Raw genomic sequence first — 17,537 nt, forward strand, 5'->3', positions numbered from 1 at the left:
CGCATCGGGGTGCCCGGACCATCTGGCATCCATGGCTTCCCTACTCGATCCTTCCGCGCGTGGCCGCGTGATTCTGGTCGGCGCGGGTCCGGGCGATCCCGGCCTGCTGACCGTGCGCGCCGTCGAAGCGCTAAAGCAGGCCGATGTGCTCGTCCATGACGGGCTGGTCGATCCGCGCGTGCTCGACCTCGCCCCGCAAGCGCACCGTATCTCGGTGGCCAAGCGCCGCTCGAAGCACACCGTGCCGCAGGACGGCATCAACGCGCTGATCATCGCGCATGTGAAGACCGGCGCGATCGTCGTGCGATTGAAGGGCGGCGATCCGTTCATCTTCGGCCGCGGCGGCGAAGAGGTCGAGGCGGTGCGCGCGGCCGGGCTGCCGGTCGAGGTCATTCCGGGCGTCAGCGCGGCGCTGGGCGGCGCGGCCGAGGCAATGCTGCCGCTCACCCATCGCGACTGGTCGAGCGCTGTCAGCTTCGTCGCCGGCCAGTGCAAGGGCCTGTCCGAACAGGACTGGTCGGGCCTTGCCGGCAAGGGCCGCACGCTCGTCATCTATATGGGCGTCGCGACCTGCCCCGACATCGCCGAGAAGCTGATGAACGACGGCGTCGCCCCCGACATGCCGGTCGCGATCCTTGAGCGCGCGACGCTCGAGGGCAGCCGCGCGATGCGCACCCTGCTCGCCGATCTCGGCCCGCTGGTCGAGCGCGAGAAAGTCCAGAGCCCGGCGATCATCGTCGTCGGCGAGGTCGTCGCGATCTCGGATGCCGAGGACAAACTCGCCGGCTGGGCAAAGAAGGCCGAACTCATGCACGGATTTGACCTGTGAAGATCCTCACCGGAAACGATCTCGCCAGCGGCGACGTCACCTGGTGGACCGGCGATAGCTGGTCGCGCCATGTCGAGGAGGCGATCGACGTCGCCGATCAGGGTGAAGCGATCGCACAGGCCGAGGAAGGCGCCCGCCGCGTCAACGCCCCCTATGTGATCGATGCGACGCAGACGCCCGAAGGCCCGCGCCCCGCTCACATCAAGGACCGCATCCGCGCGCTCGGCCCGACCGTGCGCCCGGACCTGACGCTCAAACCCGCCGATCCCGCCGCCGGCAGCTGGGTGATCTGACATGTACAAGTACGACGAATATGACCACTCGATCGTCGCGTCGCGCGTCGAGGAATTCCGCGACCAGGTGCAGCGCCGCCTGGCCGGGCAGATCACCGAGGACCAGTTCAAGCCGCTCCGGCTGATGAACGGCCTCTATCTCCAGCTTCACGCCTATATGCTGCGCGTCGCGGTCCCCTATGGCACGCTCGACAGCCGGCAGATGCGGATGCTCGCGCATATCGCGCGCAAATATGACCGCGATTACGGCCATTTCACCACGCGCCAGAACATTCAGTATAACTGGATCAAGCTGGAGGACGCGCCCGACATCCTCGCCGATCTGGCGAGCGTCGAAATGCATGCGATCCAGACCTCGGGCAACTGCATCCGCAACATCAGCAGCGACCAATATGCCGGCGCCGCGGCGGACGAACTGACCGATCCGCGCCCCTGGGCTGAGCTGCTGCGCCAGTGGAGTACCTTCCACCCCGAATTCAGCTATCTCCCGCGCAAGTTCAAGATCGCGGTGATCGCCGCGGACGAGGATCGTGCGGCGATGCGGCTGCACGATATCGGCATCCAGATCGTCGAGCAGGACGGTGTTTTGGGGGCAAAGGTGTTCGTCGGCGGCGGCATGGGCCGCACCCCGATGATCGCGCCCGAGATCAAGGGCTTCGTCCCGATCGAGGACCTGCTGAGCTATCTCGAGGCGTGCCTGCGCGTCTACAATCGCTACGGCCGCCGCGACAATATCTACAAGGCGCGGATCAAGATCCTGGTCCACGAGATCGGCGCGGACTCCTACCGCGCGCAGGTCGAGGACGAGTTCGTCGAGGTCAAGAAGCTCGGCATCGATCCGCCCAAGGCCGAGTTCGACCGCATCGCCGCCCATTTCGCCGATCCGGCGTTCGAGACCGGCCTGTCGGACGAGATCGACCGCAGCGACCCCGATTTCGCGGTTTGGCTCGACCAGAACACGGTCGCGCACAAGCAACCGGGCTACGCCATCGTCAACATCAGCCTGAAGCCCGCCGGGGGCATCCCCGGTGACGCATCGTCGGCGCAGATCGACCTGATGGCGGACATCGCCGAGCAATACGGCTTCGACGAGCTGCGCGTGACGCATGCGCAGAACATCGTGCTGCCGCATGTGAAAAAGGCCGATCTTTACACGATCTGGCAGCAGCTGACCGAAGCGGGCCTGGCGGAAGCCAATCTCGACCTGATCAGCGACATCATCGCCTGCCCCGGCCTCGATTATTGCAGCCTTGCCAACGCCCGCTCGATCCCGGTCGCGCAGAAGATCGCGACTCGTTTCGCCGATCTCGGGCGGCAGCGCGAGCTTGGCGAATTGAAGCTCAAGATCAGCGGCTGCATCAACGCCTGTGGCCACCACCATGCCGGTCACATCGGCATCCTCGGCGTCGACCGGAAGGGCACCGAAAATTACCAGCTGCTGCTCGGCGGATCGGGCGCGGAAGATACGTCGCTCGGCCAGATCACCGGCCCCGGCTTCAGCGAGGACGGCATCGTCGACGCGATCGAGAAGGCGACCGACGTCTATCTCGCGCAGCGCGGCGAGGGCGAGCGCTTCCTCGACACCTATCGCCGCATCGGCATGGCGCCGTTCAAGGAGGCGATCTATGGTTGAGCTCCTGCGCTATCGTGACGACGAGCCGCATGACGAGCCCGCGGTGACGCTCGACTCGTTCCTCGGCCAGTCCAACGCCACCGCCGTCCGTATCGAGAGCGGCGAGGACGCGCGCGCGTTGCTGCCGCATCTCGGCCGGCTGTCGCTGGTGGAAGTCAGCTTCCCCAAGTTCCGCGACGGTCGTGGCTATTCCTCGGCGCGGATTCTGCGCGAGGCCGGCTATACCGGTGAACTGCGTGCGCAGGGCGACGTGCTGGTCGATCAGATCCCGCTGATGCGCCGCTGCGGCTTCGACAGCTTCGCGCCCGAAGCCGAGGTGGACGAGGCGGTGCTGACCGCGTCGCTGGCGCGCTACGACCATGTCTATCAGACCGCGGCGGACGCTTACGTCCCCGTCTGGAAGAAGCGGCATGGCTGACGTGGCCGACCGCAACATCGACCGCATCGACGTCGCCCCCGCTTTCACGGAGCGGGACGCGCTGCGCCTCAACAATTTGTTCCGCGGCGTATCGACCACTGAGATGCTGCGCACCGTGCTGGCCGAGCAGATGGTCGGCGATGTCGCGATCGTCTCGTCGTTCGGTGCGGAATCGGCGGTGCTGCTGCATCTGGTCGCCTCGGTCGATCCTAATGTCCCGGTGGTCTTCCTCGACACCGGCAAGCATTTCCCCGAGACCGTCGCCTATCGCGACACGCTGGTTCAGCGGCTCGGCCTCAAGAATCTGCGTATCGTCGAGCCCGAGGCCGACGTCATCGCCAAAAAGGACGAGACCGGTCTGCGCTGGTCCTACGACCCCGATGGCTGCTGCGAGATCCGCAAGGTGATCCCGCTCGAAAAGGCGATGGCCGGATTCGACGCGAGCATCACCGGGCGCAAGGCGTTCCAGGCCTCGACCCGCAACGCCCTGCCGCGCTTCGAGGTAGACAAGGCCGGCAAGCTCAAGGTCAACCCGCTCGCCGACTGGACCAAGGCCGATCTCGACGCCTATTTCGTCGAGCACGACCTGCCACCGCACCCGCTGGTGGCGGAAGGCTATCTCTCGATCGGCTGCGCGCCCTGCACCAGCAAGGTCAAGCCGGGCGAAGACCCGCGCTCGGGCCGCTGGGCCGGCTGGGACAAGACCGAGTGCGGCATCCACACGCCGGTCGACGACAACGACCCCAACCTGCCGGTGTTCTGAACGTCCGCCGTGCTCGTGCGTTGGCGCGGACATGGAGCGGGTCTGGTTCATCACCAATCGCGCCTCGGGCTCGGCGAGCGCCGGGAAGTGCGAGGCATTGGAAGCGGTGTTCGAGGAACGCGGGCTGACGCTCGCCGGCCGAACCGACTTTCCCAACGAAGACATTCCATCGGAGGTTGAGTTGGCGGCGGCGAACGCGGACACGATCGTGCTGTTCGCCGGCGACGGCACGATCAATGCCACCCTGTGCAAGCTCGCCGACTGGAACGGCGGCTTCCTGATCCTGCCCGGCGGCACGATGAACCTGCTGGCCAAAGCGCTGCACCACAGCCTCGACCCGGCCGAGATCATCCACGCCGCGCATGAACATGGCCGCCGCGTCCCTCTGCCCTTCGCCGAAGCCGGCCCGCACCGCGCCTTTGCCGGACTGATCGTCGGCCCTGCCGCGCATTGGGGCCGCGCGCGCGAAGCGGCGCGCGACGGCCAGCCGCGGCGCGTCGTCGAACTGATCGGAAAGGCATGGACGCGGACCTTCGGCAAGGGACTGCGGGTGAGCGGTGTGCCGGGCATGACGCGGCGCTATCAGGCGGTGTTCGTCCACCCGGCGGAACAGCGGCTCGAAGTCGCCGCAGTCGATGCGCGCGACCTGCGCAGTATCGCGCAACTCGGCTGGGACTGGCTCACCGGCGACTGGATCGACGCCCGCGCCGTGACCTATCGCCACACCGATCGCGTCCGGCTCGCCGCTCGCAAGCCGGTCCTGGCGCTGTTCGATGGCGAACCGGAGACACTCGCGCCCGATGCCGAGATCACCGGCGGCACCACCCGGCCCGTCTTCATCGCCACCAAAGCGGAGGAAGCATGATCCGCCTGTTCCATGTCAGCGATGTGCATTTCGGCGCGGAGGATCAGGCCGCGCTCGACTGGTTCGCGGGGCTTGTCCATGCCGAGCAGCCCCACGCCGTGATCGTCACCGGCGACCTGACGATGCGCGCGCGGCGGCACGAATTCGAGGCGGCGGCGAAGTGGCTGGAAGGTCTAGGCCGTCCGGTCACGGTCGAGGTCGGCAATCACGACCTGCCCTATTTCAACCTCTGGGCGCGGTTCGTGACGCCCTACAAACGCTATCAGGCGCTCGAACGCATGATCGAGCGGCCGCTCGACATCAGCGGCGTGTCGATCGTTCCGCTCAAGACCACCGCGCGCTTCCAGCTGCGGCTCAACTGGTCGAAGGGCTATGTCAGCAACCGCGCGATGGATGACGCGCTGGCCGCCGTCGCGGCGGTGCCGGCCGGGAATCTGGTGTTCGTGGCCTGCCACCATCCGCTGGTCGAGGCGGGCACGCGGAGCAGCGGCAGCACGCGACGCGGCCCGCAGACGCTGAATGCGCTGGTAAAGGCTGGCGCGCATGCGGTGCTGACCGGGCATGTCCACGACCCGTTCGAGATCGATCACAGCACGCCCGCCGGCACGATCCGCCTGATCGGCGCCGGGACCTTGTCGGAACGCGTGCGCGAGAGCCGGCCTTCGTTCAACGAGATCCGGGTGGCCGATCGCGATTTCGAAGCCGTCGTGCGGGTGATGGTGTAACCTAGGGGCTTATCGAACTCACCAGCTCCCGAAGCCCGGCGCCAACCCGCTCCCATCCGGCCCCGGGCGCGTCGTCCGCCCCCAGCCATAGCGCGCCCGTTTGCGCAGCCGCAGCGTCGGCCAGTCGCCCATCGGCGTCCGGCCCGCCAGCCGCAGCCCATGCCGGCGATACGCATTGGCCACCCGCTCCGCCTGCGCGTTCAGCAGCCCCGCGACGATCAGCGTCCCGCCCTCGGCCAGCGCCGCGCTGAGGCTGGGCGCAAGGTCGATCAATGGCCCGGCCAGCACATTGGCGATGATCAAATCATAGGGCGCACGGCCGATCAGCAGTTCATGCTCCAGCCCCGGCGCAGCGGCCAGCGCGAGCTGGCCCGGTCCGCCACCGATCTCGACGCCGTTGATCGCGGCATTCTCTGCGGTCACCTCGACCGCGACCGGATCGATGTCCGACGCCGTGGCATAAGCCGTGGGCCACAGATGCATCGCCGCGAACGCCAGCAGCCCGGTGCCGGTGCCGACGTCGATCAGGTTGCGCACAACTTCGCCGCGCGCGCGCATCGCGTCGAGCGTCAGCAGGCAGCCGCTGGTGGTTTCGTGCGTGCCGGTGCCGAACGCCCGCCCCGCCTCGATCTGCAGCGTCTTCACCCCGGCAGGCACATGGCCGCGATTACCGCTGGTGTGGACGTAAAAGCGCCCGGCATGGACTGGCTCGATCCCCGACTGGCTAAGCGTCACCCAATCCTCGTCGGGCAGTTGCTCGACCTTGGGCCTGGCCTTGCCCGCGCTCGGCACCAATGTGCGGATCGCGGCGGTCTCCGCCTTGCCCGGCTTGGTCTCGAAATAGGCTTCGAGCTGCCACGCGGCAGGATCGTCGGGAATCGTCTCGCTGGTCAGCAGCACCGGCGAGGGATCGAGCGACAGCAGCTCCGTGCCCTCGAAGTCGATCGCTTCGGCCTCGGCGCGGGTGCACGGCAGCGTCAGTTTCCAGCTCATCGCTTCGCCTCGCTTGCCAGTCGATCGTCGAGCCGTTTCGCCGCCCCTGCCGCATAGGCCCTACAAGCGCTGCCATCGACCAGTTTCCGCTTGCCCGCGAACCGCTCGAACAGGCCGCTCCCGCCGGGATGCCCGGTAATCAGCAGTCCGCAATCGAGCGCCGCGACCTTGGCGAAGCTCGCCCGAAACATCGCGACACGCGGCGGATGGGCGCTGAAGCGGTAACTGTCCGCGGATACCGCATTCAGGCTGTCCGCAAACACCAGCGCCAGGCATTTGCCGCCTTCGCACGACCGCCAGCTCCAGCTGGTGCCACCCGTGGTGTGGCCCGGCGTCGCATGGGCGGTGAAGCTGTGCTTGCCGACGCGCACCACCTCGCCATCGGCGACGATTCGATCGACCTTCACGCCGGGGAAGCGCGACGCGATCGCCGCCTGCGGATCATCGGCATCGACGCGCCCGGATTCGAGCGCGGCCCGGGCCGGTGCCCGCGCAACCACCGTCGCCCCGGTCGTAGCCTTCAGCGCCGCGAGCCCGCCGACATGATCGTCATGCTCATGCGTGCTGAGGATCAGCTTCACATCCTCCGGCTTGAAGCCGAGCTTGCGGATATTGGCAAGGATGCCCGGCGCCGCCTTTTCGGTCGCGCCGTCGATCAGCACATGCCCGCTCGGCGTCGCGATCAGCAGCACGGTGATGCCGCAGGTGCCGACATAATAGGTGCGGTCATGGATGCGAGCGGGCGGCGCGGGGTCGCTCCAGCCATCCTTGCCCTGGCACGCCTGTGCGAGCGCGCGCTGGCCGGTATCGGCGGGTGTCGCGGGGACGAACAGCGCGAGCAGCGCCGCCGCCGCTTCAGCGAACATAGCTCGCCCCGTTCACGTCGAGCACCGCGCCGGTCATCGACGGCGGCGCCTCCAGCGCGCAGAAGCGCGCCATCGTCGCCACTTCGTCCGGACCGGCGACACGACCGAGCGGAATGTCGGCGAGCAATTTGTCGCCGCCGCGGCTCGACAGATACTCCTCCGCCATGCCGGTCATCGTGAAACCCGGGCAGATGGTGAAGGCGAAGATGCCCTCCTTGGCATAGCCGCGCGCGATGCTCTTGGTCATGCCGACCATACCTGCCTTGGACGCGGCATAATGCCAGTGCGCGGGCGAATCGCCGCGATAGGCCGCGCGGCTGGCGATGTTGACGAGCCGCCCGCCGCTGCCGCGCGCCTGCCAATGCCTCACGGCGAGGCGCGAGAGCTGCGCCGCGGCGGTCAGGTTGATCCGCATCGTGCGCTCCCACGCATCGAGCCAATCGTCATCGTCGAGCTCGATCGGCGCGGCTTCGAACACCCCGGCATTGTTGACCAGCACGTCGATCCGCCCGTCGAGCGCATCGAGCGCGGCATCCCACAGCGCGCGTGGCGCAGCCGGATCGGTGAAATCGGCGGGAATTCCGCTACGCGTTCCCTGCCCCACGGCGCGCACGCCGGGGCGTTCGAGCGCCTTGAGGATCGCGGCGCCGATACCCCGGCTGCTGCCGGTCACGAGGATGTTCGTTGTCATCCCGACCCTCTACCCGTGCGGATAGCGGGAAGTCGAGAATCCTATCGCGCCGACGCGGCCGAGGCCGAAAATTCCGTGGCGGTCGCGTTGAGCTGGGTGAGCTGCTCGTCGATCTCGCCGAATTCGCGCTCGAGCGTGTCCATTTCCTCGGCCACCGTCTTGGTGTCCTCACGGATCGCACCGATCGTCGCCGACATCGAATCCGCTGCCAGCGCGGTCTCGTCGACCGCCGCGGTGATCGCCGTCACCGTCTGCGCCTGCACCTCCATCGCCGTGCGAATCCGCTCGGCATTGGCCTGCACCTCGGTCACCGTGTCGCGAATAGAAGCGTTGGTCGTCACCGTTTCGCGCGTGGCCGACTGGATCATCGCGATCTTCGAGGCGATGTCGTCGGTCGCGCGCGCGGTCTGGTTGGCGAGGCTCTTCACTTCCTGCGCCACCACCGCAAAGCCGCGGCCGGCATCGCCGGCACGCGCCGCTTCGATCGTCGCATTGAGCGCGAGCAAATTGGTTTGCCCGGCAATGTCGCGGATCAGCCCGAGGATCGATTCGATCGACTTGGCGTGATCGGACAGCATCTCGCTGATCGTCACCGCATCGCTGGCCTGACCCGATGCGCGCGTCGCGATCGCGGCCGCGGATTCGACTTGCGTGCGCGCATCCTCGATCGCGCGGATCAGTCCGGCCGCGGTATGTGCCGCCTCGCGCATCGCCACGGCGGATTGCTCGGCCGCCGCCGCAACTTCGCTCGTCTTGCCCAGCATCCCGCGCGCCGACCCGGCGACGCCCTGCGCCTGCTGGCGCACCCGCGCGCCGCGTGCGCTCGCCGCTTCAATCGTCACCGCGATCTCTCCACGGAAACGCGCGAGCCTTTCCACGCGGCCAGCCTGCGCCAGCTCAGCGTCACGCGCACCGAGCTGCGAGGCCATGAAGTCCGATTCGAGCATCGACATGCGCTGCGCGACATCGCCGAGCCGCGCCAGCCGCTCGACATCGCTCTGCAGCTTGTCCTTCAGGATGCGATAGGTCACCGAATGCGCGTGCGCGAAGCCGGCGAGCAGCGCCGACAGCGGAATGCGCGAGCGGTGCGCGTCGTCGGCATGTTTCGCCGCCATCCTGAGCCAGCCATCGTCGAGCGGGCGCAGGAACTTGGCCGCCATATAGCCCGCGCTCGCGCGCAACTGGTCACGCATGCGGTCGCCCGTGAAATAGCCGCGGACATGCGCGGTCGTCGGCAGGCTGAGATAATGATCCCAGAACGCCTTCGAGATCTGATCGAATTCACCGTCGAGCAGCGTCGAAATCTCGGCGCAGCCGGGCGCGATCGCACCGTCCCAGTCATAGTCGCGGATCCGCTCGCTCAGCGGGCGGTCGTTGACGCTCCACTGACCGACATCCTTGGCCCGTTCAGCCATGTTCTCTCCCTCAGGCAGCGACTTTTGCGACGAACTCGCCCGCGCTGTTCTTCAATGTGCCGAGCTGCCCGTCGAGCGCGGCGAAGCCGTGGCCGACGCGGTCGATCTCGCTCGCCACCGTTTCGGTATCCTCGCGGATCGCGCCGATCGTCGCCGACATCGAATCCGCGGCGAGCGCAGTCTCGTCGACCGCCGCGGTGATCGCCGTCACCGTCTGCGCCTGAATTTCCATCGCGGTGCGGATGCGGTCCGCGCTGGCCTGGACTTCGAGCACCGTGTCGCGGATCGAGGCGTTGGTATCGACGGTGCCCTTGGTCGCCGACTGGATCGCGGCGATCTTCGACGCGATGTCGTCGGTCGCGCGCGCGGTCTGGTTGGCGAGGCTCTTCACCTCCTGCGCCACAACCGCAAAGCCGCGCCCGGCATCGCCCGCGCGCGCCGCCTCGATCGTCGCGTTCAGTGCGAGCAAATTGGTCTGCCCGGCAATGTCGCGAATCAGCCCGAGGATCGATTCGATCGACTTGGCGTGGTCGGACAGCATCTCGCTCATCGACACCGCTTCGCTCGCCTGGGCGGAGGCGCGCGTGGCGATCCCCGCCGCCGCCTCGACCTCGGTGCGCGCATCCTCGATCGCCCGGATCAGGCCCGCCGCGGTGTGTGCCGCCTCGCGCATCGCTACTGCCGACTGTTCCGCCGCCGCCGCGACTTCGCTGGTCTTGCCGAGCATCCCGCGTGCCGCCGCCGAAGTATGCGCGGCCTGCGCGCGCAGCGCCTCGCCTTCGCTCGAAACCTGCTCGACCGAGCTGCCGATCGACTCGCGGAACTGCCCCGCCAGCCGGTCTCGCGCCGCCTGCGCGCTGTGATCGCGATAGAGGTTGTAGAGCTCGACGGTGATGTCCGTCTCCAGCGCCGACAGCCGCATCAGCGTGTCGATCAGCGCCGGCAGCCGCGTCTCGCCCGCCTCGACCCGGCGGATCAGCACATCGAGCGCAGCGCGGTCGCTGGCGTTGATCATCGACAGCAGCGCCATCGGCTCGACATCGGCGGCATAGGCCGCAGCGACCGAACGCTCGATCGATTCAACCCAGGCGCGCCCGCGCGTGTCGAGAAAACGGTTGCGCAGGAACACCACGCCGACATCGATCATCTTCTGCGTGTCGTCGGTCGCCCAGTCGCGCTGATCGGCAAAGCAGCGCACCCACTGGTTCCAGTAAGCCTCGGAAATCTCGCGAATTTCGGGCTCGAGCAAGGTCCACACATCACGGCTCAACCGGTCGAGCGAGCCATCGACGTCGAAGATGCGCAGCCGCGCGGCGATGTCGATCCGCGCGGTCATCGCGCCCGTTGCGGGCATGTCCTTGGGCGTCGGCGCAGTCTTCACGAAATGAGTCCCCCGTTGCGGCGCACCGCAGTTACGCGCGGTCCGTCTGGCGGCCACGCTAAGGGGTCAGGTGTTAAGAGGCAGTTAGCCACGGCCCATTCGCGACACTCTGACTTGCATCGCTGGCCGCTCTGTCTCATTAGGCCCGCAAAATATCAGGGGACCCGCCTTGGCCAAGGCTCGCAACATCAATCGACCGCTCTCGCCGCACCTTCAGGTGTGGAAATGGGGACCGCACATGACGGTCTCGATCCTCCATCGCGTCACCGGCAGCGGCATGGCGACGGTCGGCGTGATCGTCTTCCTGTGGTGGCTCGGCGCGCTGGCGGCGGGCGAGCGCGACTATGCACGGTTCATGGACCTGCTGACGGTCAAGAGCGGCGCGCCCAACATCGCGGGCTATATCCTCGGCATCGGCCTGACGCTCAGCTTCTTCCAGCACATGATGACCGGCATCCGCCACTTCGTGATGGATGCGGGCGCGGCGTTCGAGCTCAAGGCGAACAAGAGCTTCGCGGTGCTGACCGTGGTCGTCTCGGTGCTGCTCACCGCGGCGCTGTGGGGCTATATCACCTATGACCAGCTGAAGGCCGCGCCTGCCGGCAACGCGCCGATCGCGGTGGAGACGAAATAATGGGCAACGGAACCCACATCGGCCGCGTTCGCGGCCTCGGCGCGGCGCATGAGGGCGCGCATCACTGGGTCACCCAGCGGCTGACCGCGGGCTCGAACCTGCTGCTGATGCTGTGGCTGATCGTCAGCCTCGTGCGCCTGCCCGAGCTGAGCTACGGCGTCGTCCAGTCCTGGCTGTCATCGCCCTGGGCCGCGGTGCCGATGATCCTGCTCGTGATCAGCGTGTTCAATCACTTCCGTCTCGGCCTGCAGGTGGTGATCGAGGATTATCAGCATGACGAAACGCGCATCGTGCTGATGAGCCTGCTCAACTATTTCACCATCGCGGCGGGCACGTTCGCGATCTTCTCGATCCTCAAGGTCGCCTTCACCGGAGCCGCTGCCTGATGTCCGCCGCATACAAGATCATCGACCACACCTATGACGCCGTGGTCGTGGGCGCCGGCGGCTCGGGCCTGCGCGCCACCATGGGTTGCGCCGAGGCGGGCCTGAAGACCGCCTGCATCACCAAGGTGTTTCCGACGCGTTCGCACACCGTCGCGGCGCAGGGCGGCATTGCCGCTTCGCTCGGTAACAACTCGCCGGACCACTGGACCTGGCACATGTTCGACACCGTCAAGGGATCGGACTGGCTCGGCGATCAGGATGCGATCGAATATATGGTGCGCGAAGCGCCCGCGGCGGTGATCGAGCTGGAACATGCCGGCGTGCCGTTCAGCCGCAACGACAATGGCACGATCTACCAGCGCCCGTTCGGCGGCCATATGCAGAATATGGGCGAAGGCCCCCCGGTGCAGCGCACCTGCGCCGCCGCCGACCGCACCGGCCACGCCATGCTCCACGCGCTCTATCAACAGAGCCTGAAGTATGATGCCGACTTCTACATCGAATATTTCGCGCTCGACCTGATCATGGAGAATGGCGCGTGCCGCGGCGTGATCGCGCTGTGCATGGAGGATGGCAGCATCCACCGCTTCCGCAGCCATTCGGTCGTGCTCGCCACCGGCGGCGGCGGCCGCGTCTATCAGTCGGCGACCTCGGCGCACACCTGCACCGGCGATGGCAACGGCATGGCGCTGCGCGCGGGCATCGCGCTGCAGGACATGGAGTTCGTCCAGTTCCACCCGACCGGTATCTATGGCGCGGGCGTGCTGATTACCGAGGGCGCGCGCGGTGAAGGCGGTTACCTCACCAACTCCGAGGGCGAGCGCTTCATGGAGCGCTATGCCCCCTCGGCGAAGGACCTCGCGTCGCGCGACGTCGTCGCCCGCTCGATGGCGATGGAAATGCGCGAGGGCCGCGGCGTCGGCAAGGACGGCGAGTATATCTACCTCCACCTCGACCATATCGACCCCAAGGTGCTGGCCGAGCGCCTGCCCGGCATCACCGAGACCGGCAAGATCTTCGCCGGCGTCGATCTCACGCGCCAGCCGCTGCCGGTCACGCCGACGGTCCACTATAATATGGGCGGCATCCCGACCAACTATCATGGCGAAGTCGTCCAGAACCGCGACGGCAACCCGGATTCGATCGTCCCCGGCCTGTTCGCGGTCGGCGAGGCGGCGTGCGTGTCGGTGCATGGCGCGAACCGCCTCGGCTCCAACTCGCTGATCGACCTCGTCGTGTTCGGCCGCGCCACCGGCCTGCGCCTCAAGGAGACGCTCAAGCCCGGCACGCCGCACAATCCGCTGCCCAAGGGCTCGGAGGATTATGCGCTGGGCCGGCTCGATCACTTCCGCAACGCCAAGGGCGGCACGCCCACCGCGAAGATCCGCGCCGAGATGCAGCGCACGATGCAGCGCCATTGCGCGGTGTTCCGCGACAGCGCGCTGCTGGCGGAAGGCGCGACCAAGATGGACTCGATCTATCAGGGCTTCCAGGATGTCGGCGTCACCGACCGCTCGCTGATCTGGAATACCGATCTGGTCGAGACGATGGAGCTCGACAATCTGATCGGCCAGGCCGTGGTGACGATCAAGGGCGCCGAGAACCGCAAGGAATCGCGCGGCGCACACATGCACGAAACCTATCCGGACCGCGACGACGCCAACTGGATGAAGCACACCGTCGCGACCTTCGACGGCTGGGGCGGCAAGGGCGGCGCGGTCAAGATCGACTACCGACCGGTGCACGACTACACGCTCACCGACGAGATCGAGTACATCAAGCCGAAGAAGCGGGTGTATTGAGGCGGGTTGCCGGCCGCCGTCGCGCGGCCGGTCGATGGCTCAAGCTTCCGGCCGGTAACCGCTGACCGGACTTTGTAGCGTCATTTGAACGCGCGTAACGTCCATTCGCTCGTGCAGCACGCGCACGATCAGAATGGCCTCGTCGGTCACCCGATAATAAATGTGGTGTGACCCGCTACGCCACCTGTGCAGACCCGCCGAGAGCTGACTTTGATCGCTGCCGGCGAAAGCTGTCGACCGAATCTGCTCGAATTTGTCAGCGATCGCATCAACATAACGCTTTGCTGCCGCGCGGCCCCACTGTATCGCGGAGTAAGCTACAATATCGCGCAGATCAGCCCGCGCCTTCGGTCGAATCTCGAGGTTGAGCATCAAGCCTCGGGAAACTGTTCAGCGATCCACGCGCGCACATCGAAGGGTGCGGCTGGCCCGCTCTCATCACCTTCGCGAATAGCCGTTCGAAGCGCTTCCAACTTGCGCTCCTCGTCCTCGAGCAGCCGCAATCCCGCGCGCAGCACCTCACTCACCGTACCGTAACGGCCCGAGGCGATCTGCTCTTGCGCAAAGGCGGTGAAATGATCGCCGAGCGCGACCGAGGTGTTCTTCGCAACCATGCCGCCTACAGTACCAAATCCTGGTAGCATCCGCCAGCCTTGACGCATCCACTATGGGCGCTTCACTCTGCGCCAAGTCTTCGGGGGACCATCGATGCGCCTGTTGCTGCCACTTGCCGCCGTCCTCGCACTGCTCCCCACCGCCTCCGCCCAGCAACAACCCTATTCCCCGCCCCAGCATACCGCCCCGCCGCCTCCCGGCATGGCGCGCTCGACCGAGTTCGAGATCGTCCAGCAGGCCAATGGCGGCACGCAGATCGAGCGCGACCGCCCCGCGCGCCATGCCCTTGCCGAGCATCGCCGCCTCGCCCGCGCGCTCGCCACGCTCGCGCCGCAGCGCAAGGGCGTGGTCGACGCCTATGTGCTCTCGGTCGCGCTCGACAGCGACCCGGTTTTCGGTCGCGAGGCGCGCGAAGCCACCAGGGTCCTCGCCCGCCGCTATGACGCCGCGGGACGGACGATCACGCTCGGCGGCAGCGACGGCAGCGCGCCCTCCCCGCTGCCGATGGGCTCGCCGCACAATATCGAGGCCGCGCTCGCCCGCATCGCCGAGACGATGGATCCGGCCGAGGACGTGCTGATCCTCTACACCACCAGCCACGGGGCGCCGTTCGGCGTGGTCTATAATGACGGTAACGAGGGCTATGGCGCGATCTCGCCCACCCGGCTCTCCCGCCTGTTCGATGCGTTCGGGATCGAACGCCGGCTGCTGATCATCAGCGCCTGTTATTCGGGCGTGTTCGTGCCGGTGCTGTCGGGGCCGCAGACCGCGATCTTCAGCGCCGCCTCGTCCGACCGTTCGTCCTTCGGCTGCATGGCCGAGAATGACTGGACCTTTTTCGGCGATGCGATGATCAACCGTGCGCTGCGCAAACCGCAACCGCTCGGCACCGCCGCGAACGAAGCCGTGTCGCTGATCCGCCAGTGGGAACGGCAGGGCGATCTAAAGCCATCGCTGCCCCAGCAGAGCATCGGGGTCGAGGTCGGCAACTGGCTCACGCCCCTGGAAGCGCGTATGCCCAAGGTCGCGACCGCACCGGTCGGTCGCCCGTCAGTCGACAGCCTGAGCGAGTTGCAGCGCCGTTAGGCGCGGAACCTCCCCGCGCGCCGTCGGTTGCGCGGGGCATGACCGATTTCGCCGATTCTGCCCCGCAATCAGCTGCTTCAGTGCAGGAAACGCCGGCCGATACCCCCAACAGCGTCAACTACCCGCTGCTCGCGCGCCCGCATGTCTGCCTGTCCGGCCCCGTCGATCAAGCGATGTACCAGAGCTTCCGCGAGCAGCTCGAGGCCGCTCCGTCCACAGGCATGCTCGTCTTCGCCATTTCGACGCTTGGCGGCGACCCGGAGGTCGCGCGGCTGATGGGCGACGAGGTGCGGCTGATCCGCGAGTTCGAAGACCGCGAGACGCTGTTCCTCGGCAAGGTTGCGGTCTATTCCGCGGGCGCGACGTTCATGGCGCATTTCCCGGTCGACAAGCGTTTCCTGACGCGCGGCACGCGTATCATGATCCACGAGCGCAAGCTGAGCCAGGACCTCCATCTCGAAGGCTCACTAAAGACGCTCCTTCCCACCCTCCGCGCCAAGCTGCACGAGATCGAGGAATCGATCCGCATCGAGGAGGAGGGCTTTCGCGACATCGTCGCCGGATCGAAGATCACGTTCGAGGCGATATGCCAAAAGGCCCCGGCCAACCTCTATCTGGAGGCCGAGGAAGCGCGCGATCTGGGGCTGGTCCTCGACGTCATCTGACCGCGCTCAGCAAAAGCTCACCTGCCCCTCATGACGCTCACGCGGCATTGCGTTACGCATCGCACTCCACCGGCTGGAGTCGACCATGGACACCGATCTGCCCGAACGTTCACATGCCATGAAATTGCTGCTGGCGCTGCTCGTCGGCGCGCTGCTCTCGATCCCGCTCTTTTCGATCTACCTGTTGAACTGGGATCGCCAGACTCAGTCGGAAACCGCGCGCACCTCGATCTCCGAGGGCTGGGGCGGGCCGCAAACGCTGGCCGGGCCGCTGATCGCGATCCCCTATGACGCGCAGGTGACCGAGACGGTGCAGGAGAATGGCAAGCCCGTCACCCGCACCTCCGTCCAGCGGCGCGAGCTGTTCCTCGCCCCCGCCGCGCTCGAGATCGATACCAGGGTCAAGCCGGAACGCCGCTCGCGCTCGATCTACGAAGCGGTGGTCTATGACGCCGAGGTCTCGGGCAAGGCGCAGTTCCGCCTCCCCGCCGACACGGGCCGGCTCGGCGTGGACGTCGCGACCCTCATGTTCGACAAGGCCGAGCTGCGCTTCGGCGTCGCCGACCCGCGCGGGCTCAAACCCGCCAATCGCATCGTCATCGACGGCCAGTCCGCCGCGGCGCAGCCGGGCAACGGCCTTGCTGCCACCAATGGCTCGGGCTTCTTCACCGGCCTCGATGCCACGCCGCTGACCACCCGCCCGATCGCGGTCGAGTTCGGCTTCGCGCTGCGCGGCCATTCCGTCATCGCTCTCGCCCCGCGCGCCGGTGCCACGCGCTGGACGGTGACTTCGCCCTGGCAGCATCCGAGCTTCACCGGCGGCTTCCTTCCCGAAGCGCGCAGCGTGACGCCGGACGGCTTCAGCGCGACCTACAAGATCTCCAACCTCGCACTCGGCACGACATTGGTCAGCACCAGCGACTCGGCGGTTGAGCTGCGCGCGCCCGAAACGCCCTACAGCCGCATGTCAGGCGCCACCCCGACCTCGGAAGCGCAGGTCGGCCTGATCCAGCCCGTAGACCTCTACAGCCAGGTCAACCGCAGCGTGAAATACGGCTTCCTGTTCATCGGCTTCACCTTCATGGCGTTCCTGATGTTCGACGTCGTCGCGGGCGTGCGCGTCTCGGCGGTCGAATATCTTCTCGTCGGCGCCGGCCTCGTGCTGTTCTTCGTCCTGCTGCTCGCCTTTGCCGAGGTGATCGGCTTCACCCCGGCCTATCTCGTCGCCGGCGGCGCGATCATCGCCTTGCTCACCGCCTATTCCGCCGCGGTGCTGAAAAGCCGCAAGCGCGCCGGGTTCATCGCCGCCTTGCTGGTCGCGCTGTACGGCGTGCTCTACGTGCTGCTCAGCCTCGAAGCCTATTCGTTGCTGATCGGATCGATCCTTCTGTTTGCAGCCTTGGCAGCTGTTATGTATCTGACGCGCAATTTGGAGTGGGGCGGCCGTCGCGCAGCCCCCTCCACCTGAGTGAAAAGC

At 66.9% G+C, this 17,537-nt stretch carries 20 protein-coding genes; 13 read left to right on the top strand and 7 right to left on the bottom strand.

What is annotated here, in order from left to right; all coding sequences use genetic code 11:
• The first annotated feature begins 31 nt into the window (after window positions 1–31).
• Genes cobA through M9978_RS03000 form a run of 7 tightly spaced genes read left to right on the top strand, consistent with a single transcriptional unit; the run spans window position 32 to window position 5,526 of the window.
• Window positions 32–829, top strand: a complete 798-nt coding sequence (gene cobA / locus M9978_RS02970) for a uroporphyrinogen-III C-methyltransferase (protein WP_254291373.1) — start codon at window positions 32–34, stop codon at window positions 827–829.
• Window positions 826–1,122: a DUF2849 domain-containing protein gene (locus tag M9978_RS02975; RefSeq protein WP_254291374.1), complete on the top strand. Its 297-nt coding sequence runs from the start codon at window positions 826–828 to the stop codon at window positions 1,120–1,122. The genes cobA and M9978_RS02975 overlap by 4 nt, the downstream gene beginning before the upstream one ends.
• A 1-nt stretch (window position 1,123) precedes the next feature.
• The gene (locus M9978_RS02980; protein ID WP_254291375.1) at window positions 1,124–2,755 is read left to right on the top strand and encodes a nitrite/sulfite reductase; all 1,632 of its coding nucleotides are present in this window, start codon (window positions 1,124–1,126) and stop codon (window positions 2,753–2,755) included.
• Entirely contained in the window at window positions 2,748–3,173 is a 426-nt protein-coding gene (locus tag M9978_RS02985) for a DUF934 domain-containing protein (protein WP_254291376.1), read from the top strand. The genes M9978_RS02980 and M9978_RS02985 overlap by 8 nt, the downstream gene beginning before the upstream one ends.
• Window positions 3,166–3,936, top strand: coding sequence for a phosphoadenylyl-sulfate reductase (locus M9978_RS02990; RefSeq protein WP_254291377.1), 771 nt, complete (start codon window positions 3,166–3,168; stop codon window positions 3,934–3,936). Before M9978_RS02985 ends, M9978_RS02990 begins: the two co-directional genes overlap by 8 nt.
• Window positions 3,937–3,967: 31 nt before the next feature.
• A complete protein-coding gene (locus M9978_RS02995; RefSeq protein WP_254291378.1) occupies window positions 3,968–4,801 on the top strand; it encodes a diacylglycerol/lipid kinase family protein in 834 nt (277 codons plus the stop codon).
• A complete protein-coding gene (locus tag M9978_RS03000) occupies window positions 4,798–5,526 on the top strand; it encodes a metallophosphoesterase family protein (protein WP_254291379.1) in 729 nt (242 codons plus the stop codon). The genes M9978_RS02995 and M9978_RS03000 overlap by 4 nt, the downstream gene beginning before the upstream one ends.
• Before the next feature lie 18 nt (window positions 5,527–5,544).
• Here the strand turns inward: M9978_RS03000 and M9978_RS03005 are convergent, their stop codons facing one another.
• From M9978_RS03005 to M9978_RS03025, 5 genes are read right to left on the bottom strand one after another with little or no spacing between them, the layout of a single operon-like run.
• On the bottom strand, window positions 5,545–6,519 hold the full coding sequence (locus M9978_RS03005; RefSeq protein WP_254291380.1) for a 50S ribosomal protein L11 methyltransferase: 975 nt from the start codon (window positions 6,517–6,519) through the stop codon (window positions 5,545–5,547).
• Complete coding sequence (bla, locus tag M9978_RS03010) at window positions 6,516–7,385, bottom strand: subclass B3 metallo-beta-lactamase (protein ID WP_254291381.1); 870 nt, start codon at window positions 7,383–7,385, stop codon at window positions 6,516–6,518. The genes M9978_RS03005 and bla overlap by 4 nt, the downstream gene beginning before the upstream one ends.
• Window positions 7,375–8,076: an SDR family NAD(P)-dependent oxidoreductase gene (locus tag M9978_RS03015; RefSeq protein ID WP_254291382.1), complete on the bottom strand. Its 702-nt coding sequence runs from the start codon at window positions 8,074–8,076 to the stop codon at window positions 7,375–7,377. The genes bla and M9978_RS03015 overlap by 11 nt, the downstream gene beginning before the upstream one ends.
• A gap of 41 nt (window positions 8,077–8,117) precedes the next feature.
• Window positions 8,118–9,491: a methyl-accepting chemotaxis protein gene (locus M9978_RS03020; RefSeq protein WP_254291383.1), complete on the bottom strand. Its 1,374-nt coding sequence runs from the start codon at window positions 9,489–9,491 to the stop codon at window positions 8,118–8,120.
• A 10-nt stretch (window positions 9,492–9,501) separates the two neighbouring features.
• Window positions 9,502–10,845 carry a methyl-accepting chemotaxis protein gene (locus tag M9978_RS03025; protein WP_254291801.1) on the bottom strand — a complete coding sequence of 448 codons (1,344 nt, stop codon included), beginning with the start codon at window positions 10,843–10,845 and terminating at the stop codon, window positions 9,502–9,504.
• A gap of 196 nt (window positions 10,846–11,041) precedes the next feature.
• Between M9978_RS03025 and sdhC the strand changes: the two genes are divergently transcribed.
• From sdhC to sdhA, 3 genes are read left to right on the top strand one after another with little or no spacing between them, the layout of a single operon-like run.
• Complete coding sequence (gene sdhC / locus M9978_RS03030) at window positions 11,042–11,506, top strand: succinate dehydrogenase, cytochrome b556 subunit (RefSeq protein ID WP_254291384.1); 465 nt, start codon at window positions 11,042–11,044, stop codon at window positions 11,504–11,506.
• Window positions 11,506–11,892, top strand: coding sequence for a succinate dehydrogenase, hydrophobic membrane anchor protein (sdhD, locus tag M9978_RS03035; RefSeq protein WP_254291385.1), 387 nt, complete (start codon window positions 11,506–11,508; stop codon window positions 11,890–11,892). The genes sdhC and sdhD overlap by 1 nt, the downstream gene beginning before the upstream one ends.
• Window positions 11,892–13,694, top strand: a complete 1,803-nt coding sequence (sdhA, locus tag M9978_RS03040) for a succinate dehydrogenase flavoprotein subunit (protein ID WP_254291386.1) — start codon at window positions 11,892–11,894, stop codon at window positions 13,692–13,694. Before sdhD ends, sdhA begins: the two co-directional genes overlap by 1 nt.
• Before the next feature lie 39 nt (window positions 13,695–13,733).
• On the opposite strand, the gene M9978_RS03045 is transcribed toward sdhA, so the two are convergent.
• Window positions 13,734–14,066: a type II toxin-antitoxin system RelE/ParE family toxin gene (locus M9978_RS03045; protein WP_254291387.1), complete on the bottom strand. Its 333-nt coding sequence runs from the start codon at window positions 14,064–14,066 to the stop codon at window positions 13,734–13,736.
• Complete coding sequence (locus M9978_RS03050) at window positions 14,066–14,308, bottom strand: type II toxin-antitoxin system ParD family antitoxin (RefSeq protein WP_254291388.1); 243 nt, start codon at window positions 14,306–14,308, stop codon at window positions 14,066–14,068. The genes M9978_RS03045 and M9978_RS03050 overlap by 1 nt, the downstream gene beginning before the upstream one ends.
• Window positions 14,309–14,402: 94 nt before the next feature.
• Here M9978_RS03050 and M9978_RS03055 point away from each other — a divergent pair, with 94 nt between their 5' ends.
• The 3 genes from M9978_RS03055 (at window position 14,403) to creD (ending at window position 17,528) form a co-directional block, all read left to right on the top strand.
• Window positions 14,403–15,395 (top strand): C13 family peptidase, encoded by a 993-nt coding sequence (locus M9978_RS03055; protein WP_254291389.1) that lies wholly within the window; start codon window positions 14,403–14,405, stop codon window positions 15,393–15,395.
• A 38-nt stretch (window positions 15,396–15,433) separates the two neighbouring features.
• On the top strand, window positions 15,434–16,060 hold the full coding sequence (locus M9978_RS03060) for an ATP-dependent Clp protease proteolytic subunit (protein ID WP_254291390.1): 627 nt from the start codon (window positions 15,434–15,436) through the stop codon (window positions 16,058–16,060).
• An 85-nt stretch (window positions 16,061–16,145) separates the two neighbouring features.
• Window positions 16,146–17,528: a cell envelope integrity protein CreD gene (gene creD, locus M9978_RS03065; protein WP_254291391.1), complete on the top strand. Its 1,383-nt coding sequence runs from the start codon at window positions 16,146–16,148 to the stop codon at window positions 17,526–17,528.
• Window positions 17,529–17,537: the final 9 nt, after the last annotated feature.

Source organism: Sphingomonas tagetis (assembly GCF_024211275.1).
In the GTDB taxonomy this organism is placed as follows: domain Bacteria; phylum Pseudomonadota; class Alphaproteobacteria; order Sphingomonadales; family Sphingomonadaceae; genus Sphingomonas; species Sphingomonas tagetis.